Here is a 21,216-nt window from a genome sequence, read left to right as displayed (position 1 = left end):
AGGGCTGGAGCCGGGTGCGTCTCCCGCCTGCGGCTCACCCCCGCCGGCGTACGAAGGCCGGACCGGCCAGCCTTAATATCGTGATATTCACCCGGTAGCCGGACCTCTCCGGGTGCCCGGGCGCCGATGCCGCCGGGTGACCGGATCCAACCAGACCGCCGATCGGGAGGCGTCGATGTCCCAGCTGGTCGAAGACCAGGACACCCGCAAGGTACAGACAGCGGTGTCCGGCGCGCCGGGGGCGGACCGACCGGTCTACCTGCCGACGGAGGTGGAGGAGTACGACGGATTCATCCACCTCCATCCCGCCCGGGACTTCTACTGCGGAATCCTTCTCGGAGGCTGTGGCCGCAAGCTGTCCGCGCGCAGGTACCGTGACAAGAAGTGCCACTTCGCCCACATCGCTTCAGGGCTGTGCCGACGCACCGTCAACGATGAGTCAAGTGCCGATCACCTCTACATGGGCCGGGCCCTCGCCGACTGGTTGAAGGCGAACGGCTACCCGGACGCGCGGCCCGCCTACCAGCACGAGGATCGACCGCTCCGTGATTCGGTCGACGTGTCGTACGACCGCGGGCAACGGCTGGTGAGGGTGCAGCTCGCCCGCAGGACCAAGGGGGAGTGGGAGGCGGACGACACCCGCCTGCGCAGCAGCCATGTGGCCGTCGACTGGCTGTTCGGCCCTGACAGCATGCTCGCGAACTGGCAGATGGATCGCCAGGGTCATGCGCTCCGCATCCGCTGCCGGTCCGCCGGAGCGGTCAGGGAGGTCGAGATTGGCACACAGTTCGCCGACCGCCCCGTCGAGTGGACGAGCCCGGGCGGGTGTTCGCTGACGCCGGAAGGCATCGTGAGCCCAGGTCTCGCCCGGTCGAGGGCTGCCACGGACACAGGTACACGTCCCGGCCCCTCGACCGACTTCCCCCTCGCGCCGAAGGCCGTCGCGTTCACCGGAGCCGTGCCCCATGAGCAAGGGGAATCACAGCGTCAGTTCTACGCCGCAACCGTCCAGCCGTACGGCTCGTCGCCGATCAGCGCTCTGATATCCCTCCCGGCGGAAGCGGCGGCGCCAGAGCGGAATCAGGTCTACCTGCTGGCCGGAGCGGTACTGTCCCTGAGCCGCTCCCCCCGCACCGACGACCTGACGTGGCTCATCAAGGCGGACGGTGTACGCGAGCTGGAGCACAGGGCGGCGCACGCGTGGTCGCCTCTCCTTCTCTCCCGCCCCACCCCGGTCGTACCTGCGCGGTACGTGCGGACCGTGGCGCAACCGGAGTCCACGCCCGTAGCTTCCGGCGATCCCGTGACGACTGATGGTGACCGTGCCGCAGCGATCGCTGACGCCCTCACCAAGGCGGCACGGGCAGGAGGCGTCATCGCCCTGGCGGCGCTGGCCGAACTCCCCTCGGTGTCGGTCGACGCCTCTGACACCGTGCGCTGGAGGCGCCTTCTGACGGAGGTCGAGCGCTCACGCGAACCAGGCCGGCCGCTTCTCGTCTCGCTCATCGAGGGGCCGCGGGGCGGACCGGTGCCCTGCTACGCCGACGTGCTCGGCGCGATCGGCTGCGCCGCCGGCCTGGACCTCACCCGACACTGCGAGCAGGAACGCGTACGGGTGTGGGACGCCCACCGGCCCCTTGCGCCGGTGCAGTCGTGCGCCCAGCCGACGCCACCGAAGCCGTCGACGCCTCCGATGTCGCGGACGGCCCCTCGCAAGGGAGGATCTGCGGCAACGGATCGGGCAGCCGCTTTCGACGCCCTGATGGATCTCGCGGCGGAGGCTCAGCGTGCCGGTGACGTGGACACCGTGGACGTCCTCGCACTCCAGCTGAGTGGCATGACCAGGGGTGCCACCGATTCCCGGGCGGTCGATGACCTGATCGACTGGATCGTGGACCGGCGCGCCGACCACCTCTACGCGACCGCTGAACACCTGGCAGCCCTCCTGGACCAGCTCGACCAGGAAGGTGACGACCTGCCCGCAGACCAGGTCCGGCGGCTCGTACGGGAAGCAGAAGCGCTGGCCGAGGAGGCGGGGGAAGAGCTCACCGTGGAGGAGCGCCGTCACCTCGCCCGTTGGCGGGAGCACCTGGATGCGTCGGCGGACAGGCCCACGCTTCGTGCCATTCGCTCGTACGCGGCGCTCCTGCGCCCCGCGCTCCGGCGTGTCGCACGGGAGGGGCGCACCACTACGTGGATGGAACTGGGGCAGCGGTTCGAAGCTCCGCTGGCGGAGCTTCTGCCGGATGACAAGGTGGCCATCCTGGTCGAGGTGGACCGTGAGACGCCGATGGACGAGCAACCGCTGTCGGCTCTGATCACAGCACACCGTGGGCCGCATCCGCTCTACAGGCAGGTGTTGTTCAACCTCGACCGAGGGGACCATTCGGCCGAAGCGGGCCATGTGCACCGGCGGTTCGCGGTGAACCGCCATCACCTCCCGTCGCGCGTACCGGGAGGGCCGGCGTGAGCGCCCGCAGTGCGCACGTCGAGGCCCGGCGACGACGGGTGTCCCGTGGGCTGGTGCCGGCGCACCGAGATCGGCACCGACGAGGAGGGTCGGCCGATCCTGGCCCGGCACTTCGACGAGCGGGTGCCGGGCGCGCAGGCGGCGGTCGACGTCGAGCCCCGTGCGGTGCACCCCTCGGTCACGAGTGCGCGTCGGAGATATTCCGTGCGACGGTGCGGGCCAGGTCCTGCGTAATTCCTGTGCTGCGGGCGTAACCCTGCGTATCACCCCATTTCAGATCCACCTCGTACGTGACGGTCACCAGCAGGTTGTCCAACCGGACGCTCGTCGCGACCGTCGGGCGATCCTCGCTGTGCCCTACGGCGGTGACGGCCTCGTCGCCCACTCCGCCGAGGTCAACGGCGTGTTGGGAGACGATCGGCCCGACGGGGAGTCCGTGGCCGAACAACCCGTCCGCGCTTTCGACGGCAGTCAACGTGGATATGGGTTCGAGCAGGTCCACAATGATCACCACGACGGGGTCTCCGGCAGACGGCGTGCCGGTGTCCCAGGTGCAATACCTCCTGACGAGGCCGTAGTCGTGCTCCTGGGATGGCTCTCCCCCGGGATCCGGGACGACCTTCCCCAGGGCCTCACGGTCGATCAGTTCGCAGACGGGGGCGACCGCTTCGTACGGTCCGGACTCGGACTCAGCTTTCAGCAGGAACATGTCCACGCCCATCGCGACTGACCCGACAGCGAGAACGATGCTGGAAAGCATGCTTCTGACCAGCCGGAGTTCCTCGATCCGCGAACTGCTCGCCGACACCCGAGCAGGGGCGGGCTCCCCGGCCTGCGCGGCCAGCCGCTCCTGGAGCCGGGAGTGCCGGAACTGGTAGACGGCACCGGACTGGCGCAGCACGCCCAGGCGGTGGGCCTCTCCGAGAAGGCCGAGCACGTTCCACGGAAGCTTTCCCGCACCCCACAGCCACACCCCGGACGCACCGAACCCGCACCAGGCGGACGACGATGCCCCGAGCACGGCGATGGCAACGAACGTGACGACCGCGGTGATGGCCCCGGTGCCCGGTCGGATGTCGATGAAACACAACTCCGGTGCGAACGCCGCGAAGATCAGAAGCCCGGCCGCCCGCCAGACCGCCGAACCTCCCCTCAGCACGTTGATGAGCCCCAGCGTCACCAGCGTCGCCAGTCGGTCCTCCCTCAGCGTCCGCTCCGGGCCGCGAGTGGACGCATCGCTGGGGCCGTGGCGGAGATCCTCAAGAGGCTTCTCCACCGTCGGCCGGCCAGGGGCCCTGGGCCGACGTCTCTTCCGGCGCACAATCCAGTGGCCGACGGAGAAGATCACGGAGGCAGCCGCGGCGATCACCTGGAACAGCGTGTACTGCACGAGCCACGAATAGAGCAGCCCTCCGCAGACCACCGCCACGACGACGAGCGCGGGCCGAACCATCCGCCCCGGCTCGGTACGCGGGACGTACTGAGGCAGCGATTCCCGGGCGTTGAACACCACGTCGGCGACCGCTATCAGACAGAGCACACCGAACGGGACCCAGACCGGCATGCCGATGCCGAACCAGGACGTCTGGCTGTCGACCCGCCACCCGAGCAGAGCAGTTGCAGCCCCCATGGCCAACAGCGCCCCCACTGCCCGGGCCGCTCTCGGACCCGCCTGGCTCAGCCGCCACCACTCCAGGTCCTGGGTCCCCAGAGAAGTGAGGTGCTGCGCCAAGAACATCAACCATCTCGCGGTCCGCTCCGATTGACCGGTGACCGCCGGGACGAGTTGGCCCAGCAGATGGTCCTCGATCGCGGCTCGGCCGGGGAAGCGGCGGTGGTCCAGAAGCTCCGCGGGATCGCGGGAAGTGTCGCTGTAGGTGATACGGGCCAGACCCGTCATCAGTGGGGTCGTCAGCACGTCCCGCAGCCTCAGCACCTGCGGGTCACTCGGGTGCTCGCGCAGCCGGGTGAGCACCGGGTCCCATTTGGTGGCCACGGCGCCGCCGACCACCAGCTTCCGGGCCGTACGGTGCAGATAGTCCACCGACTCCTGCACGCTCAGTGGCTCCACCCGTACCGCCGCAGTTGCCGGCAGCACGATGTCGGCCTGCCTGACGGCGGCCTCGTACTCGTCGGCCCTGCTGGTGAGCAGGAAGGGGTCCGCCTCGCCGAGCGAGGCGCGAAGTCTTCGCAGAGCATGGTGCCGGGTCTGCGTGCTCATCTCGTCGAAGCCGTCCAGCACGGGTAGGAGCCGGTCCGACCTGAGGAGTTCGGCGGCGACTGTCCCGCCTGACACCGCCTGCCCGGCGAGTGCCGGGTGGTCGGCCGCCAGGCGTCCGGCCGCCCAGGACTCCAGGTCCTGCGTCGCAGGGTCCCACGAGGCCATGGGAAAAAGTACGGGAACACGACCGCCCGGCCCCCGCGCACGGAGGCGGTCCAGAGCGAAGCGCAGCGCGAGCACGGATTTGCCCGCCCCGGCTCGGCCGAGAATGAGGAGCCGACCGGAAGGGATTCTGGAATAGACCTCGTGGAGAGCGCTGCTGCCCGAGAGATCCAGCGGCGCGTCACGCCCGTCGTCCGTGCGGATGTTCGTCCAGTGATCCCCGAACTCCTCCGCGTTGACCCAGCGCACCGGCAGCGGAGCCGGATGCTGGAGCCTGCGGAGTTTCATCTCGCGATTCCACAACACCTCCAGTTCGCGTGCGAGTTGTTCGGCGGCGCCTTCGAGCTGTCGGTCCTGGAGGCGTGCGAGCTCCGGGTTCCGCCCGCTCCGTGTCAGGCGCCGACGCCGGACAGCGGGCCGCAACCGCGGGGCTGTGAGTACGACACACACGAGGCCCGTGAGCAGTAACGGTCCCCGGATCCAGCCGTCGGCGTCGTATGCCACCCCCACCAGGGCGACGCCTGTGACGAGCACGCAGAACGGTGCGAGCATCCGCGCGAGAGCACGGCCCGCCCCCGGGACGGGCACCTGGTCATGGTGGGTCCCGTCGGAGGAGTGGTAGACGTACTGATCCCTGCCCGCCATGTGGATCTGGGAGCTGTCATGAGCGTGGGCTTCCTGATGGGGGGTGGGCTCTCCCGCCGGGACGTTCATGCTCCGTTGATGTGCTGGTCCCTGCCCGACAGGTAGACGCGCGAGTTGTCGCGGGCTTCCGCATGCATGACGACCGACGCACCTCGGGTCTGCTCCGTCGCGGACAGAGCGGGGCCAAGGTGATCGTCCAGCAACAGCCGGAGTTCGGCGGCGAGGCCGGGGGTGTCGACGAGGGCCTGCTGGAAGCGCATCCGCCAGACCCCTGCCAGCGCCTGCTCGGTCTCCTCGTCGTCCTCGTCACGTGCGGCGAGTACCTGGCCGCGCAGGGCGTCCAGCTCGGCGCCCACGTCGTCCGCGTGATCCGGACGTACCCGGCGCCACATCGCCACCGTCGCGGCCTTCGACTGCAGCCAGGCATCCGTCGCCATGGCGCTCACCAAGGCGGTTCCCGCCGCCAGTACGATCGGGTCCATCCCCCCACCCCCACAGATAGTGATCCCAGGACCAATGTAGGGGTTTGCAGCCTCACTCGGGGGGTCGCTGTCGCACCCTTCCGCGTCGGGGCGGATCAGCCGGCGGGACCGGCGATTGCTCGTCCGGTCACCCATGGAGTAGGCAGTGTCCGGCGAGTCATGTGCCGGCCATCCGGGAGTTCGGCGGCGACGACCCCACCCGGCAACGACTCTCCTGCCCTACGGGGCGACCACGCGACGAACTGGTCGAGACGGCGTCGCGGACACCAGGCCCGGACCCGCCGCCGGCACTACGCACGGCGCGGTCACTCGGTCGCGGAGCAGGCCAGGCGAACCCGCCCCGCACCCGGCACCCCACTGCAATCCCACGTTCAAGCCGCTGACCAGGACATACACCGCAGTCCGGCTGAAATGCCAGTTGTCAGGCGAGCGGCGTGAGCTTCTTCGCCGTACTGCAGTGCTCGGTCCGCCCGTGCCGCCACAGCTGCACCGCGGTCAGCGTCAGGAGCGCGGCGAACACCGCGAGGAAGACGGCTGCGATCATCGTCTGTCTGCCTCCCGCCGCTGAATCGCCGTAGGAGAGCAGGCCGAGGGCGGAGAGCAGCATCCCCGTCACGTAGACCGAGCGGACGCGCCGCAGCTGCCGCACCGCACGAGGAGCAAGAGCAACACGCTTCACGAAAGCCATGCCTCCTCGGTACCCCGTGTGAGGGCGTTGAGACGTTGATCCGACGGACAACCGCGTTGCGGGCCAAACCCCGTAGCGATGGCCCGTGCGTCCTGTGGCGGGAGGGCCATGGTGCGTGACGAACGCTGTTTTCCGGGCACCCGAAGGGCTTACCCGTCACTCGACCACCGTGAGGAGCCGGCCGTGGCCCTGGTGCAGCTCGACCTTCCCGACCCGATGGCGTTGCGAGGGCGTTGGGCGGCCCTCGCCGCCGTGCTGGCCGCCTCCGGGCACGGCGAGCGGTGCCGGGCACTCTGGCCGCTCTGGCACTACGACGACGGGCACGGCAGCTGGGCCGATCTGCACCACCTCGACGAGGGGCGCGCGGTGCTGCTCGGGCAGGACCGGAACGACTCCGAGACCTTCTACGCCGAGGCGTCCGACTTCTTCGAGGAGAAGGAGACCGACCTGCTGGCCGGCGCGCCGGACTGGTGGGAGCCGCCCGTCCGCAGGGTCCGGGACGCGGAGCTCTTCCTCGGCTTCGTGTACGGCTTCGACGGCGGCGCATGGCGCCGCGCGGAGTACGACCTGGACGACGGATTCACGAGTGTGGGGCTGCCCGTGCTCGCCACAGCCTTGACCAGGGGGAAGATCCTCGCCACCGTCCAGCGCATGCCTGACTCGGAGGGAGGCAGGCCCGCTTATGAGGCGATCGACGCGCTGATAGCCGCCGACGGCGAGGCCGATGCCGGACTGGTGGCGGCCGTCGGCCCCTCCGCCGGCTGGGACGCGGAGGCCGGTGCGGCGGCGGCCCGCGCGTTCCTCGCGGTCTGATCGCCGGTGCGCGGTCCCGCGAAGGCCGGACCGTCTCACCAGGTCCGCGGCTGGAAGTGCTCCGGCCTGAGGGTGCCTTCACCGCATTCCTCGGTGGATGCCCGCACACGGCCCCGCGGGGAGGGCGGGCCCGTCACCTTTCGCCCGGTGGCCGTGCCGACGGCGCTTCACGCCGGACGGGCGTCAGGCCTTGACGCCCAGGCCCCCGTACACGTTGATGTCGGCGTCCGTGACGTCGTTGATGTCGTGGTACCGGACCTTCTCGATGTCTTCGAGACCCGCCAGGTAGGACTCCTCGGGCTGCTCGGGCACCGGGGCCGCGTGGTCCGGGCGCCAGTGGTGCACCGGAACGACCCCGGGGGCGGCGAGCTCCAGCCCGGCCTCCGTGAAGAAGCGTCCGACGTCCTTGTGGTTACGCAGCACGAAGGTGAAACCCCGCTCCGTGTACGTGCGCTGGACCGCGCGGATGTTCTCCGGGTTGAGGTCGTCGGTGAGGTGGCTGAGGACGAGCCGGCTGCCGGCGGGCAGCGCGCCCATCAGCTCACGGACGATCGGGTACGCCTCCTCGTCCTCGACGAAGTGCAGGATCGCGACGAGGCACAGCGCGACGGGGCGGCTGAAATCGAGGGTCCGCGCGGCCTGTTCGATGATCTGCGCCGGGCTCTTCAGATCGGCGTCGATGTAGTCCGTGCGTCCCTCGGGACCGCTGGTGAGCAGGGCGCGGGCGTGGGCGAGGACGACCGGGTCGTTGTCGACGTAGACCACCCGTGTCTCGGGGGCGGTGCGCTGGGCGATCTGGTGCACGTTCTCTGCGGTCGGCAGGCCGGTGCCGATGTCGAGGAACTGGCGGATGCCGTCCTCCTCGACCAGCGTGGTGACGGCGCGCCGCAGGAAGTCGCGGTTGTGCCGTACGTCGAGGTAGCCGCGCGGGTTGGCGGCGAGCCCGGCGGCGGCCGCGTTGCGATCCGCAGGGTAGTGGTCCTTGCCGCCGAGGAAGACGTCGTAGACGCGGGCCGGGTGCGCCTTGCTGCTGTCGATCCTCCTTCTCAGCTCCGAGGGGTCCTGGTCGAGGGTGTCACCGGGCACGGGCGTCTCCTGGCAGTGCAAACCTGAGTGGTGGCCAACAACCTAACGTGCGGGCCGACTTGCCGATGCCCCGCACCTATCGGCGGGCGTGGTCCTCGGCGCCGGTGTGGTCCAGGACCGCGGCGGTGAGCGGGGCGAGGACTTCCTGGGGGAGCGCGTGCCCCATTCCGGGGATCTCGACGGTGTGCGCCCCGCGGATCACCTGGGCGAGATGCTGCGGGTGCGGGGGAGGGAAGACCGGTTCGGCCGGAGCCGAGATCACGAGGGTGGGTACGTCGGTCCTCGCCAGTTCCTCGGTGCGCAGCATGCCGGAGGTGTCGGCGCGGCCGTGCGCGGTACTGGAGCGGTGGTGGCCGGTGTGCTCGATGATCCTCCGCTCCAGCGCGCGGGCGCTCTCCGCGTCGAAGGGGAGCTGGTCGCCCGCCAGCGCCCGCCAGTGGGCGACGCGGGCGTCCAGCTCGCCCTCCGGGCCGCGTTCCTCGGCCGGCCGGGCCCAGATCTCCAGGACATGGGGCGCGATGCCGGGAAGTTCCTCGGGCGGGACGCGTGTGCCGTCCGGTTGCACGTACGGGGCCGTGCTCAGCGCGGACGCCCCGATCAGGGTCGCGCTGAGCAGGCGGTCCGGATGGTCGGCGATGAGCAGTTGGGCGAGCATGCCGCCGAGGGACATGCCCACGACGTGGGCGCGGTCGATGCCCAAGCCGTCCAGGACCGTGACCGCGTCCTCGGCGAGGTCGGTGACGGCGTACGGATGCTGGTCGAAGGCCCAGGTGGATCGGCCGGTGTCGCGGTGGTCGTAGCGGATCACCCGGTGGTGCGAGGCGAGCGCGTCCACCAGCCCGTCCGGCCAGCCGAGGCCGGAGGCCTGCGCGCCCATGATGAGCAGCAGGGGAGGTGCGTCGGCGGGGCCCCGCTCCTCCGCCCACAGGCGCACGCCGGGTGCCACGTCGATGAAGTGGTCCATGGTGCTCCTCCTGAAGGGCGGACTGCGTGTAAGCCGATACGTATCGTCTCGAACTCACCGTAGCGCAGACGGCGAGCGCGACACCTTCGAAGTCCTGCGCCCCGCCCATGTGGACGAGGCGAGAGGCAAGTTGGTCCTTTCGGGACGGCTGAAACGGCTACCGCGTCACGCAGGGCAGGTGACCTCCCAGGCGGCCTCGATCATCCTGAAGATCTCGTCCACCGCGGCCTCCGGATCATCCGCCTCACGGGCCACCGCATAGGCGTCGATCACGAACCGTGCGATCGTCCGGCAGGCCGTCGTGGTCTGCCGCAGGTCGGGAGCGGCGGCGATGGCCGTGGCCAGCGCCTCTGCGTGGCGCAGTCGCATCGAGTCCGCGTACTCACGCAGGGCGGGTGACGCGTCGATCATGTGCCGGATCGGGGCGGCGCTGTCCGCCGTGCAATGACGCACCAGGGCTTGGACCTCGCGGCGCAGTGCGGGGATGAGCGGCTCGTGCGGCGCTCGGTCGGTGACCGCCAGCGTGAGGCGTTGCTCGAAATCGTCGTCCCGCTCGAAGACCAGGGCCTCTTTGGAAGCGAAGTGGGAGAAGAGCGTGGTGACGGCCACGTCGGCCTCGGCGGCCACGTCACGGATACCCACCGCGTCGTAGCCGCGTTCCAGGAAGAGTCGCAGGGCGGTGTCAGCGATTTTCTGGCGGGTCGCGGCTTTCTTTCGCTCACGGCGTCCAGTCGGCACGGTCATGCCATAACACTATCAGGCACAAAAATGGAGCTGCTTCGAAAAGCTAACGGTTAGTGTTACCGTCGACCGCATGAAGAAAGTGAGCTTCGCCGAGTTCGGCGGTCCGGACGTTCTGCACCTCATGGACGCCGAGGAACCCCACGCGGGTCCCGGCCGGATACGCATCGCAGTGCGGGCGGCGGGTGTGAACCCCGTCGACTGGAGGGTCCGAGAAGGCCAGGTCCTGGGGGCCCACCCGACTGAATTGCCCTCCGGAGTCGGGATCGACGCCTCCGGGGTGGTGGACGAGGTCGGCGAGGGCGTCCAAGGGGTCGAGGCCGGCGACCACGTGTTCGGCGAAGGCTCGAGCACCTATGCCGAGTTCGCCGTGCTGTCGGCCTGGGCCCGTATGCCCGAGGGGCTGACGTTCGAAGAGGCGGCCGGCTACCCCTCCGTGGTGGAGACCGCGCTGCGCGTCATCCGCGAGGTCGGTGTGCAGCCCGGGCAGACGCTGCTGGTCAGCGGCGCGTCCGGGGGAGTCGGTTCGGCGGTGCTGCAGATCGCCCGCGAGCGCGGCATCACGGTGATCGGCACGGCCGGGGCCGCGAACCAGGACTATCTGCGTGGCCTGGGTGCCGCCCCCGCGACGTACGGCGAGGGCTGGGCCGAGCGGGTGCGACAGCTCGGCCGTGTCGACGCGGCTCTCGATCTGGCCGGCTCGGGCGTGATCCGCGAGCTCGTCGAGCTGACCGGGGATCCGCAGAAGGTGATCTCCATCGCCGATCTCGCCGCACCGCAGCTCGGTGTCCGCTTCTCCGGCGTGGCCGGGAGCGTGCCGGATGCGCTCGCCGAGGCCGCCGACCTCATCTCACGGGGAAAGCTCCACATTCCGGTCGAGAAGTCGTACACGCTCGCCGAGGCCGCGGCGGCGCACATCGACAGCCAGGCCGGTCACACGCGCGGGCGCCGGGTCATGGTCGTCTGAGCCGCTTCCGTGGTCGGGTCACCCGGCTGATCAAGCGGCTGGGCGGCTCATGAGGGCATCGATGCAGTGGCGACAACCCGTGCGTGACGGGCCCTGGATCCTGCGGCGCGTCCCGCCTTACGGTGGCGTGATGAGCGATCACCCGGGACCGTCCGTCGCACCTGTCGAAGTCCATGAACCTCCGTACTACGTGGCGGTCTTCACCGCGGTGCGTACCCAGGAGCAGAGCGGTTACAGCGAGACCGACGCACGCATGGAAGACTTGGTGAAGGAGGTCCCTGGTTTCCTGGGGATGGACCACGCGCAGACTCCTGGCGGGCTGGGCATCACCGTCGGCTACTTCCGCGACGCCGACGCCCTCACGGAGTGGCGGTCCAACGCCGAGCACCGCGCGGCGCAAAAGCGTGGGCAAACGGAGTGGTACCAGAGCTACACACTGCATGTGGCGAAAGTGGAGCGGAGTCACGGGTTCACGCGGCCGTAGGTCCTGCAGAGCGTGACAGCCGGCCGGCCGACGTCACCTTTTGTCTTCGACAGAGCTGTCGCGTGGCCGTGCTGCGGCGCGGCCCATCTCGCGCCCAGTAGCTGATCACGGGAGACGAACGACGGCTCCTCGAGCAGGCTGCCGGGTCCGCCGGTACCGGAAGGCCCTGGCAGCGACCATGACGACGGCAAGGCCTGCCAGCACACAGACGAGCACGTTCACCGACATGGAGACGTGCTCCACCGTTGAGCCGTCGGAGTAGACACAGGCACTGCGCAGAGGCCACTCCTCCTGCTCGAGGCTCCGCAACTCGGCACCGGCGGTGGTTCGTTCAGCGCACAACTCCGGGAAGGGGCCTCCCAGATGAACGGAGAACCAGCCGTAGCAGTACACGGCCCCTGCCGCAGGAGCGAAGATCAAAGGGAGAAGCGCAAAGAATCCGGACACTGTGCGGGACGGGCTGTTCAGCGCCACCACGGCGACCACGATGCCCGCTCCCGCAGTAGCCACACAGAGGAGCAGCAGCAGACCCATCAACGGAACCGGCACCGTGTCACCTTCTCTTCGCTCATCTCTGTGACTACGCAGGACGGACTACCGCTTGGCATCCGGTGGGATCGGGCGGCCTGATGCACCGATAGCAGAAGGGGGTGCAACCGGCCCACTGGGCGACTTCGAGGCCGCCCGGATCAGCTGCAGCTGCCCGATCTCAGCGACGTTCTTCATCAGCTCGGCGTTCAGCCACGCGATCATGTGCCCGATGGTGTTGTCCGGCGGGGTCTGCCACGGCAGTGTGGAGGCCGCGTCCAGATCGGCGTCGGTGAGTCCGTCGAGGACCGCCAGCCACTGGGTACGCAGATCCTGTAGCCAGGCGACGGTCGCCGGTCCGTCGCCGGGCCAAGTGATGTCGGTACGCTCCCGGGGAGTACGTCCCTGCGCGTGATCGATGGCAGTGCTCCACCACCAGCCGATGTGCCAGCTCACCCAGCCGATGGTGGGCACGGGAACGGGGTCGGGCTCGGTGTCGGCCCAGTCCGGCAGCCAGTTGCCGGCGCTGTCCGGGCGCACTGTCCACGTCAGGGCAGTGGGCTCCCACAGGAAGTCCTCGGGCGCGAGCCGCTCCAGGTGGTACGTGAACAGTGACCAGGTCATGTCGAACTGCCAGCGCAGTAGCTCACGGCGGGGATTGTTCATCGTTCGATCCTCGCATGCACGGGACGCCGCGAGGACTACGAACAGACTCACCTCGCCGTGGCCGGCCTGGTCTCGGACCGCGCGGCCGGACGCACGACCCGTCGCCTCACGAGCACCGAACTCGTGCCCGCTCGCGCCACGGCCTGCTGCATCACCCACCAGCCGTACCGCCAGACCAACACGACCCGACCACACATTCTTCCCCCCGAGGTCGTAATCCTCGGACCGGCTGTGTCGTCAGTACCGCGAGATACGATCACGGCCTCGATGGGCCGGACGGAGATCGTGAGGGACTCGCGGCCATGGGGGGTGGGTCGCACAGGCCCCGGCATCCAGCTCGGGACTGGAGGTATCTTGCCGTAATCCCACCCCCCTCCCTCCCCGCTCTGCACGACCTCGTTACGGCAGCAGGGGGCGGCCCTCACGGGCGGCTGTGAAGTGCTCAGGTCTGAGCGCGTCCTCCCCGTACTTCTCCGTGAAGGCGCGCACCCGGCCCAGTGGCGAGGACGGGTCCGGCGGGCCATCGCTCACCGTGACCCCGAGGGCGATCTCGGCGAACGCGATACCTACTTGCTGCGGGTCGTTCATATCCATGGGTGAACTGTAGAACGGAGGTCTGACACAGCTACGGCGTTTCTCCGTCGATCCGGTGCGAGGGAGGAAAGGAGACGAGTCACCGGCGCGGGCATCGACGATCGCTGACGTCCGGTTCGGCCCACCTCGAGGGCCGAGCTCATCTGGCGCCGCGAGGCGCACCCCACGGCGCAGCCCTGCCTCGGTCCGCACGGTGCCCTGCCCGATATGGCTGAAGCTGACTATGGCCATACGCACCGCTGCACCCAACAATCAGCGCATGGCAGACGACGAAGGCGGATGGCGTCCCCCGGACAGCAAGCACCCTGGTTACCTCCGAGGAACGGTGGCGGCCAGCCCCCTACCCCGCACAACGAGAACCCCGGAGGGCGGCGGCCCCGACACAACCTCACCGCTTACGTCGCAGTCATCGCGTTCGTCATCTGGACGCTCGGCGCCATCCAGTGGACCAGCCAGGACTGTGACCTCCCCACCTCGTACGGCCTGGTGATCACCCACGGATTCCCCAATGTCTTCGAGGGATGCGGCACCGGACACGGAGCCAACGTCGAAAACGACTGACCTCCGGAACGGGCCGACCAAGGAGGGAGACACAGCGTGCCCGCGCCGAAGAGGCTGCCCGACTCGGCTGGTCGCATCGGCGCCAAGGCCGCGCCCGGGCCGGCCGATACAGACGGATGCGCGGCCCCGCGGGTGAGGGTCCGGCCGGGCGTTCCCGCCCGGCCGGACCCTCACCTCACCGAGTCACCAGGCCCGGAAGGTGGCTTCGGCCCGGTCGGCGGGAGCGACGCGCTCGGCGTACAGCAGCGCGTCGCGGTGCCGCAGGAAGTGGCCGGGCTCGCTGTAGGACTCGAAGGACGTCAGGGACCGGTCGGAGAGTCCGGGCACACGTCGCCATGTCGCGTCCGCGTGGAAGCCGGCGTCGTCCGTGCGCGTGCCGATCCACACCTCTCCGTCCCGCTGCCTCAGGAAGCTGCCGGGGAAGTTGACCGACTCCAGTGAGACCGCCGACGGGTCCGCCAGGCCGGGAACGACCTTCCACTGCATGTCGGCGTACGGTGTGACGTCGGGGTCGACCCGGCCGCGGCTCCACGCGTGCCGGATGAACTGGTTCGGGGCGTCAGCCGCCTCGAAGTTGAACACGTTGGAGCGGATCGAGACGTTGTCGAAGCGCACGCCGGGCCCCGGTGCTGCGGCGCCGCCCTTCGACGACAGCCGGGCAGTGTGTACGCCGTTGGCGCCGGAGGTGAAGCCGGTGTCCGTCGTGCTGATCTTCGGCTCGGCCATGTCGTCGACGTAGACCTCGATGGACGAGCCGATCGCCTCGATCCTCACCCGGTGGGTCTTGCCGACCGCTCCGGCCAGCCGCGCTTTCGCCAGCGGCGTCCGTTCGTCCCCCGTCGCCTTGCCGAGGACCAGCCCGCTCCGGCTGATGGCGGCGTAGTAGCCGTGGAAGCCCTCGGTGCCGGTCCCCGGCCGGGTGACGCGGAAGGCGAGCCCCGCTTCGCTGCGGCCGTTGCGCACGGTCACGTCGGCCTCGTAGACCAGGTCCGAGAAGTCGGTGTCCTGGAGGGCCAAGCCCGCGGCGGCCGAGGTGGCGGAGTAGGCGCCGTTCTTCGGTGCCCAGTCGGCGGCGCCGTACGTACGCCACCCGACGGCGTTGCCGTCGTCGAAGTTGTCGTTGACCTTCATCGTGACCGGCCGGATCGTGCCGTCCTCGTTGAAGTGGATCCGGTCGTAGGCCAGGGCCCGGTGGTTGCCGTCGGTCTCGCTCAGCGGCCGCCGGTGGTAGACGATGTACCAGATGTCGGTGCCGGGCACGTTGAGGACCGAGTTGTGGCCGGAGCCGCGGGCGACGGCCGGGTCCTGGGCCAGCACCCTGTCGATCTTCTTGAACGGTCCGGTCGGGGAGTTGGACATCGCGTACGACACCGAGTAGTCCGGGCCCGTCCAGCCGCCTTCGGACCACATCATGTAGTACGTGCCGTCGCGCTTGAACATGAAGGAGCCCTCGACGTAGTTCTCCGGGGTGATCTCCTTGTAGGTCGATCCGTCGGAGAAGGTGCCGAGGCTGGTCATGTCCGGGTTCAGCTTGACGACGTTGGCGTGGCCCCATCCGCCGTAGTACATGTACGCCTGACCGTCGTCGTCGATGAAGACGTCCTGGTCGATCGGCTGGGCGCCGTTGTGGAACTGGGAGATCAGCGGACCGCCGATGGCGTCCTTGTACGGGCCCTCCGGGCGATCGGCGACGGCGACACCGATCCCACCGTGCTCGGAGTTGTTCTGGATGTCGTTGGCGGCGAAGTAGAGGTAGTACTTGCCGTCGCGGAAGACCGGCGCGGGTGCCCAGAGCGCGTACTGGGCCCAGGAGACATCGGCGATGTCCAGCACCTTGGAGTGCTTGGTCCAGTTGACCATGTCCGTCGAGGAGAACGCGTCCATGAAGGTCTGTTCGCTGTATCTGCGGGACGTGGTGGGGAAGATCCAGTAACGGTCCCCGTAGACCGCGACATCCGGGTCGGCGTACCACCCTTCGACGAGTGGGTTCCCCGCCTCGGCCGTGCTCGGGGCAGGTGCGGCGGCGGCTGCCCGTGGGGCGGCCGGTTGCTCGGCTCCTGCGAGGGAGGGGGAGAAGCCGGCCAGCAGGGCGGCGGCGGTCAGGGCGACAGAGAGCTTGCGGAGGGTGCGCACCATGAGGCGGAGGGCCTTTCTCGTAGGCGACAACGTTGTCGGGCGAGGTGCGTGGCAAGACGTCGGGGGTGTGCGGGGGAGGTGCGGGCCTGGCGTGGTACGCACGGCACTTCAGGGCGCGCCGCTTGTACTACGTTGGAAATTCCACCGACGTGCAGCATGAGAACATGGGCGCGGGACACTGTCCACCCCGCTCGGGCTGCCCCCGTCCGGCGGCCGGCCGCCACCCCGACGGTGGGACGGAAGAGCTGCGGGCACGCATCCGTCCCGCTCGCGCGCATCGAGCGCGGGCGGTGGGAAGGACTTCCGGTCCACGGCACATGCCCGCACCAGCGGATCCGTGTCGCGCGCCAACTCCCCCTGCGCGTATGTCTGTTCGGCAGGTCGGACGGCGTCCGGCACTTCGGAGAAAGTAGGCGGCGCGCGGCAACCGATGCGGTGCCGGTGGCGACTGCGGGATGCACCCCGCCCCCGACCCACAAGGAGTTTCCTCGTGAGCCGCACTCTGAGGAGAAGCCTCGCCGTACTCCCCGTCGCGTTCCTGCTGGCCCTCGTGCCCGGCAGTGCGTCCGCCTATCCCAACCCCGGCGTCGTCAACGGCGACGTCGTCGTCCACGACCCCAGCATGATCCGCAGCTCCTCCGGCCAGTACCTGCTCTACTCGACCGGTGAGGGCCTCCAGCTCCGCACCTCCACCGACCGCACCGCCTTCGGCCGCTCCGGGAACGCCTTCACCAACAAGCCCAGTTGGTGGAAGAACTACTCCTCGGCGTCCGACCCCTGGGCCCCCGACATCTCGTACCACGGCGGCAAGTACCTGATGTACTACGCGGTCTCGTCCTTCGGCTCCAACACGTCCGCCATCGGCCTGGCGGCCTCCACCACCGGACAGGCCGGCAGCTGGAGCGACTACGGGATCGTCTACACGTCGAACTCGTCGAGCGACTACAACGCCATCGACCCCAACCTGTTCGTGGACGACGACGGCAGGTGGTGGCTGTCCTTCGGCTCCTGGTGGACCGGGATCAAGATGATCCGGATCGACCCGTCCACGGGCAAGCAGTACGCCGGGGACACCGCGCGCCGCTCGCTCGCCTCCCGGCCCACCGGGACCAAGGCCGTCGAGGCGCCCTCCATCGTCAAGCGCAACGGCTACTACTACCTGTTCGCGTCGTACGACACCTGCTGCGCCGGCACCAGCTCGACGTACAAGATCAAGGTGGGCAGGGCGACCAGCGTCACCGGGCCCTACAAGGACCGCAACGGCGTCAGCATGCTCAGCAACGGTGGTACGCCCGTCATGGAGTCGCACGGCCGTTACATCGGCCCCGGCGGCCAGTCGATCCTCGCGGACTCCGACGGTGACCTGCTCGTCTACCACTACTACGACGGCCAGGCCAACGGCACCCCCAAGCTCGGCGTCAACCTCCTGAACTGGAGCAGCGGATGGCCCGTCGCCTACTGACCCTGCTGAGCGCCCTCCTGCTGGCGCTCGCCCTGGGGCAGCCGACCTCGGCGTCGGCGGCCGAGGGCCGCCCGTACACCAATCCGGTCAAGGCGCAGAAGGGCGCCGACCCCTGGATCTCGTACCACGACGGCAACTACCACCTGGTGTCGACGAGTTGGACCGACGTCATCACCATGCGGAAGTCGCCGACGCTGGCCGGGCTCGCCACCGCGCCGAGCGTGCAGGTGTGGCAGGGCGACGCCGCCTCGCGCTGCTGCAACATCTGGGCACCCGAGCTCCACTACGCGGGCGGCCGCTGGTACCTGTACTACGTGGCCGGCCAGAACATCACCGACTACAACCCGACGCAGCGCGTGCACGTCCTGCAGAGCGCGGGTACGGACCCGATGGGGCCGTACACGTACAAGAACCAGCTGGGCAGCGGCTGGATGCTGGACCCGAGCGTGCTCACCCTCAACGGGTCGATGTATCTGCTGGGCAGTGCGAGCGGCGGCGGGACGCAGAACCTCGTGATCGCGCCGATGTCGAACCCGTACACACTCAGCGGCTCCCTCTCGACGATCTCGAGGCCCACCTACGACTGGGAGAAGTCGGGCGGCACGGTCAACGAAGGGGCCGAGGTGCTCCAGCGGGGCGGGAAGACGTTCATCGTCTACTCCGCCAGCGGCTGCTGGACCCCCGACTACAAGCTGGGGCAGCTCACGCTGACCGGCTCCGACCCGCTCTCCGCGTCCTCCTGGACGAAGAAGCCCACCCCGGTCTTCCAGCGGCACGACGCCGCCGGGGTCTACGGGCCGGGGCACAACGGCTTCTTCACCTCACCCGACGGTACGGAGAGCTGGATCGTCTACCACGCCAACGACTCGGCGTCCGACGGCTGCGACAACGGGCGGACGGCGCGGGCACAGAAGTTCAGCTGGAACTCCGACGGAACGCCGAACCTTGGCACACCCGTCGCCCTCGGCACGTCGCTGCCGGGGCCCTCCGGTGAGACGGCGGCGACCCCGACGGCGTACACCGTGGTCAGCCGGGCCACCGGCAAGTGCCTCGAGGTGAGCGGCGCGTCGACCGCCGACGGGGCCGACGTCCGGCAGTGGACGTGCGACGGCAGCGCCAAGCAGCGGTGGCGTGTCGACGACCGGGGGGACGACACGAGCAGGCTGGTGAACGTCGCGACGGGCAAGGTGCTCGACACGGCGGACTGCTCGACGGCCGACGGCGCCGACCTGCGACAGTGGTCGTGGCTGAACAACACCTGCCAGCGCTTCCGCTTCGTCGCCACCGCGGCCGGCGGCTGGGTGCGCATCGTCAACCAGGCCACCGGGAAGGTCGCCGACGTGGCGGACTGCTCGACGGCCGACGGCGCCGACGTACGGCAGTGGACCTGGCTGAACAACACCTGCCAGCAGTGGAAACTCGACCCGGCCTGACGCAGGCCGCCGCAGCTCCCGGAGCCCTGCGCCCGTAAGCTGCGGCGGCATGGCTGATCTCCTCGCCCTCGCGCCGCACCGCTCCACCACGGCCGCCCTGCTGGCCGGTGCGGCGCGTGCGCGTGGCATGGACGTGACCGTCCTGCCACGCGACGGACTTCCAGCCCGGCCGCCGACAGGCACCCGGGCGCACTACTACGGCGGGCCGCTCTTCGCCGACTCCGCCGGCGGCGGCCTCGGGACCGCACTCCTCGGGACCGCGCTCCTGGAGCCGGCCGACGACTGGCTCGACGCGCTGCCGTACGCGTACACCGGCCGCCACGTCCGCTGCGTACCGCTCAGCGAGGCCCGCCGCACGCCTGGGCCCTTATTCGTGAAGCCGCCCACCGACAAGAGCTTCCCGGCCGCCGTGTACGCGGACGGCGACGCCCTGCCGCCCCCGGGCTCCCGGAGCGACCCTCTCGTCCAGGTCAGCGAAGTGGTCACCTGGGTCAAGGAGTTCCGGCTCCACCTGCTGGACGGGGAGATACGGACCGGTTCGCAGTACGCCACCTTCGGCGGGCTCGACGTGGCACCGCTGACAGGCCACCCCGACGAGCCCGCGGTACGCGCCTTCGCCGGACGGCTGGCCGGGGCACACGCGGACACCCTGCCCAGCGGGGTGGTGCTCGACGTCGGGCTGATGCGCGGACCTGGCGACGGGGGAGACGGGCGGTGGGCGGTGGTCGAGGCCAACATGGCCTGGTTCAGCAACGTGTACGCCGCCGACCCGGCCCGCGCCCTCGACGTGGTGCTCCGCTCGGCGGGCCCCAGGACGGCTGTCCGGGCGCGGGACACCCGGTTCCGGCGGAGGTGACGCAGCCACCCCGGCAACCTTCGGAGCGGCTGCGGCGACTACCTCCCGGAACCCCACCTCTTCCCTCCCGACCGAACGGATCACGCCATGGCAGCGAACCGACGACGTAGAGCCCTCCGGCCCGGACCCCGCAGGGCGCTGACGGCAGGTGCGGCCGGAGTCCTGGCCGTCACGGCCCTCCAGACCTCCGGAGCGGCGTCCGGCGCGGTGGTGGCGACGACCCTCACCGTCGCCAAGGACGGCAGCGGGCAGTACACCAGCGTGCAGGCGGCGGTGAACGCGATCCCCGCGGGCAACACGGCGCGGGTGGTCGTCTCCATCAAGCCGGGGACCTACCGTGAACTGGTCAAGATCCCCTCCACCAAGCAGAACGTCACCCTCCAGGGCAGCGGTTCCAGCCGCAAGGACACCGTCATCGTCTACAACAACGCCTCCGGCACCCGGAAGCCCGACGGCTCCGGGACCTACGGGACCAGCGGCAGCGCCACCGTCGCGGCCGAGGCCAACGGCTTCCAGGCCCGCAACCTCACGATCTCCAACGACTTCGACGAGGCCGCCAACCAGAACATGAGCGGACTCCAGGCCGTCGCCCTGCGCACCGCCGCGGACAAGGTCCTCCTCGACTCCGTGATCGTCACCGGAGACCAGGACACCCTGCTGCTGGACACCGCCTCCAAGGCGACACTCGGCCGCGTCCACATGACCAACTCCTACGTCGTCGGCAACGTCGACTTCATCTTCGGACGCGCCACCGCCGTGATCGACAAGTCGGTCATCACGCTGAAGAAGCGGTGGGACGGCAGCTCCGCCGGCTACATCGCCGCCCCCAGCACGGCCGCCGACCGCAAGGGGTTCCTGATCACCGACTCGACCGTCAACGGAGATGTCTCCGCCTCGTCCTTCCACCTCGGCCGACCGTGGCACGCGGGCGGTGACGCCTCGCTCGACCCGATGGCCACCTTCCGCGGCACGGTCCTCAGTGCAGCGGTCAAGTCCGCCCCGTGGACGGACATGAGCGGCTTCTCCTGGAAGGACGACCGTTTCGCGGAGTACAGGAACACCGGGCCCGGCGCCGGCTCCGCCAGCAGCGACCGGCCGCAGCTCAGCGACTCCCAGGCCGCGCAGCAGGAGACAGCCGACTGGCTGGCAGGCTGGACACCCTCGGCTTCCTGAGTCACGGTATGCGAGGAGTGGTGCCCTGCGGTCGAAGCGCTTCGACTCGCACTCTGGACACTACCTGTGAGCGAGTCTAGGCTC

At 69.6% G+C, this 21,216-nt stretch carries 18 protein-coding genes and 1 pseudogene; 9 read left to right on the top strand and 10 right to left on the bottom strand.

Annotation, left to right across the window (positions count from 1 at the left end; translation table 11 throughout):
- The first annotated feature begins 175 nt into the window (after nucleotides 1-175).
- Nucleotides 176-2,470, top strand: coding sequence for a hypothetical protein (locus tag ACFYSH_RS25635; protein WP_388755570.1), 2,295 nt, complete (start codon nucleotides 176-178; stop codon nucleotides 2,468-2,470).
- A gap of 178 nt (nucleotides 2,471-2,648) precedes the next feature.
- Here the strand turns inward: ACFYSH_RS25635 and ACFYSH_RS25630 are convergent, their stop codons facing one another.
- From ACFYSH_RS25630 to ACFYSH_RS25620, 3 genes are all read right to left on the bottom strand, one after another.
- Nucleotides 2,649-5,567 (bottom strand): NACHT domain-containing protein, encoded by a 2,919-nt coding sequence (locus tag ACFYSH_RS25630; protein WP_388755568.1) that lies wholly within the window; start codon nucleotides 5,565-5,567, stop codon nucleotides 2,649-2,651.
- A complete protein-coding gene (locus ACFYSH_RS25625; RefSeq protein WP_388755565.1) occupies nucleotides 5,564-5,980 on the bottom strand; it encodes a hypothetical protein in 417 nt (138 codons plus the stop codon). The genes ACFYSH_RS25630 and ACFYSH_RS25625 overlap by 4 nt, the downstream gene beginning before the upstream one ends.
- A gap of 421 nt (nucleotides 5,981-6,401) precedes the next feature.
- Nucleotides 6,402-6,668 (bottom strand): hypothetical protein, encoded by a 267-nt coding sequence (locus ACFYSH_RS25620; RefSeq protein ID WP_388755562.1) that lies wholly within the window; start codon nucleotides 6,666-6,668, stop codon nucleotides 6,402-6,404.
- A gap of 183 nt (nucleotides 6,669-6,851) precedes the next feature.
- On the opposite strand from ACFYSH_RS25620, the gene ACFYSH_RS25615 reads away from it, so the two are divergent.
- Entirely contained in the window at nucleotides 6,852-7,481 is a 630-nt protein-coding gene (locus tag ACFYSH_RS25615; protein WP_359465702.1) for a proteophosphoglycan 5, read from the top strand.
- 183 nt (nucleotides 7,482-7,664) lie between these two features.
- On the opposite strand, the gene ACFYSH_RS25610 is transcribed toward ACFYSH_RS25615, so the two are convergent.
- From ACFYSH_RS25610 to ACFYSH_RS25600, 3 genes are all read right to left on the bottom strand, one after another.
- A complete protein-coding gene (locus ACFYSH_RS25610) occupies nucleotides 7,665-8,567 on the bottom strand; it encodes an SAM-dependent methyltransferase (RefSeq protein WP_359465701.1) in 903 nt (300 codons plus the stop codon).
- A gap of 76 nt (nucleotides 8,568-8,643) precedes the next feature.
- Nucleotides 8,644-9,531 (bottom strand): alpha/beta fold hydrolase, encoded by an 888-nt coding sequence (locus ACFYSH_RS25605; RefSeq protein WP_388755554.1) that lies wholly within the window; start codon nucleotides 9,529-9,531, stop codon nucleotides 8,644-8,646.
- A 165-nt stretch (nucleotides 9,532-9,696) separates the two neighbouring features.
- On the bottom strand, nucleotides 9,697-10,275 hold the full coding sequence (locus ACFYSH_RS25600; RefSeq protein WP_388755551.1) for a TetR/AcrR family transcriptional regulator: 579 nt from the start codon (nucleotides 10,273-10,275) through the stop codon (nucleotides 9,697-9,699).
- 70 nt (nucleotides 10,276-10,345) lie between these two features.
- Between ACFYSH_RS25600 and ACFYSH_RS25595 the strand changes: the two genes are divergently transcribed.
- Both ACFYSH_RS25595 and ACFYSH_RS25590 read left to right on the top strand, forming a co-directional pair.
- Nucleotides 10,346-11,239, top strand: coding sequence for an NADP-dependent oxidoreductase (locus ACFYSH_RS25595; protein ID WP_388755548.1), 894 nt, complete (start codon nucleotides 10,346-10,348; stop codon nucleotides 11,237-11,239).
- Nucleotides 11,240-11,369: 130 nt separating this feature from the next.
- Nucleotides 11,370-11,723 carry an antibiotic biosynthesis monooxygenase family protein gene (locus tag ACFYSH_RS25590; RefSeq protein WP_388755545.1) on the top strand — a complete coding sequence of 118 codons (354 nt, stop codon included), beginning with the start codon at nucleotides 11,370-11,372 and terminating at the stop codon, nucleotides 11,721-11,723.
- Nucleotides 11,724-11,828: 105 nt separating this feature from the next.
- Here ACFYSH_RS25590 and ACFYSH_RS25585 read toward each other — a convergent pair whose 3' ends face one another.
- The 3 genes from ACFYSH_RS25585 to ACFYSH_RS25575 all read right to left on the bottom strand — a co-directional run bounded on the left by ACFYSH_RS25585 (nucleotide 11,829) and on the right by ACFYSH_RS25575 (nucleotide 13,511).
- The gene (locus ACFYSH_RS25585) at nucleotides 11,829-12,272 is read right to left on the bottom strand and encodes a hypothetical protein (protein ID WP_388755542.1); all 444 of its coding nucleotides are present in this window, start codon (nucleotides 12,270-12,272) and stop codon (nucleotides 11,829-11,831) included.
- A 45-nt stretch (nucleotides 12,273-12,317) separates the two neighbouring features.
- Complete coding sequence (locus ACFYSH_RS25580; protein ID WP_359465691.1) at nucleotides 12,318-12,917, bottom strand: DinB family protein; 600 nt, start codon at nucleotides 12,915-12,917, stop codon at nucleotides 12,318-12,320.
- 399 nt (nucleotides 12,918-13,316) lie between these two features.
- Nucleotides 13,317-13,511, bottom strand: a complete 195-nt coding sequence (locus ACFYSH_RS25575) for a hypothetical protein (RefSeq protein ID WP_359465690.1) — start codon at nucleotides 13,509-13,511, stop codon at nucleotides 13,317-13,319.
- A gap of 279 nt (nucleotides 13,512-13,790) precedes the next feature.
- Between ACFYSH_RS25575 and ACFYSH_RS25570 the strand changes: the two genes are divergently transcribed.
- On the top strand, nucleotides 13,791-14,072 hold the full coding sequence (locus ACFYSH_RS25570; RefSeq protein ID WP_388755539.1) for a hypothetical protein: 282 nt from the start codon (nucleotides 13,791-13,793) through the stop codon (nucleotides 14,070-14,072).
- A 183-nt stretch (nucleotides 14,073-14,255) separates the two neighbouring features.
- Here ACFYSH_RS25570 and ACFYSH_RS25565 read toward each other — a convergent pair whose 3' ends face one another.
- Complete coding sequence (locus tag ACFYSH_RS25565; protein WP_388755537.1) at nucleotides 14,256-16,208, bottom strand: family 43 glycosylhydrolase; 1,953 nt, start codon at nucleotides 16,206-16,208, stop codon at nucleotides 14,256-14,258.
- A gap of 490 nt (nucleotides 16,209-16,698) precedes the next feature.
- On the opposite strand from ACFYSH_RS25565, the gene ACFYSH_RS25560 reads away from it, so the two are divergent.
- The 4 genes and pseudogenes from ACFYSH_RS25560 to ACFYSH_RS25545 all read left to right on the top strand — a co-directional run.
- A complete protein-coding gene (locus ACFYSH_RS25560; protein ID WP_359465685.1) occupies nucleotides 16,699-17,670 on the top strand; it encodes an arabinan endo-1,5-alpha-L-arabinosidase in 972 nt (323 codons plus the stop codon).
- Nucleotides 17,652-19,103, top strand: a complete 1,452-nt coding sequence (locus ACFYSH_RS25555; protein WP_388755533.1) for a family 43 glycosylhydrolase — start codon at nucleotides 17,652-17,654, stop codon at nucleotides 19,101-19,103. Before ACFYSH_RS25560 ends, ACFYSH_RS25555 begins: the two co-directional genes overlap by 19 nt.
- A gap of 49 nt (nucleotides 19,104-19,152) precedes the next feature.
- Nucleotides 19,153-19,959, top strand: coding sequence for an ATP-grasp domain-containing protein (locus ACFYSH_RS25550; RefSeq protein WP_359465682.1), 807 nt, complete (start codon nucleotides 19,153-19,155; stop codon nucleotides 19,957-19,959).
- A gap of 204 nt (nucleotides 19,960-20,163) precedes the next feature.
- Nucleotides 20,164-21,132, top strand: a pseudogene (locus ACFYSH_RS25545) (pectinesterase family protein); the annotation flags it as partial.
- Between the last annotated feature and the right edge of the window lie 84 nt (nucleotides 21,133-21,216).

This window comes from Streptomyces sp. NPDC005791, from assembly GCF_042871485.1.
In the GTDB taxonomy this organism is placed as follows: domain Bacteria; phylum Actinomycetota; class Actinomycetes; order Streptomycetales; family Streptomycetaceae; genus Streptomyces.
This window is presented reverse-complemented; position numbering and strand designations above follow the sequence as displayed.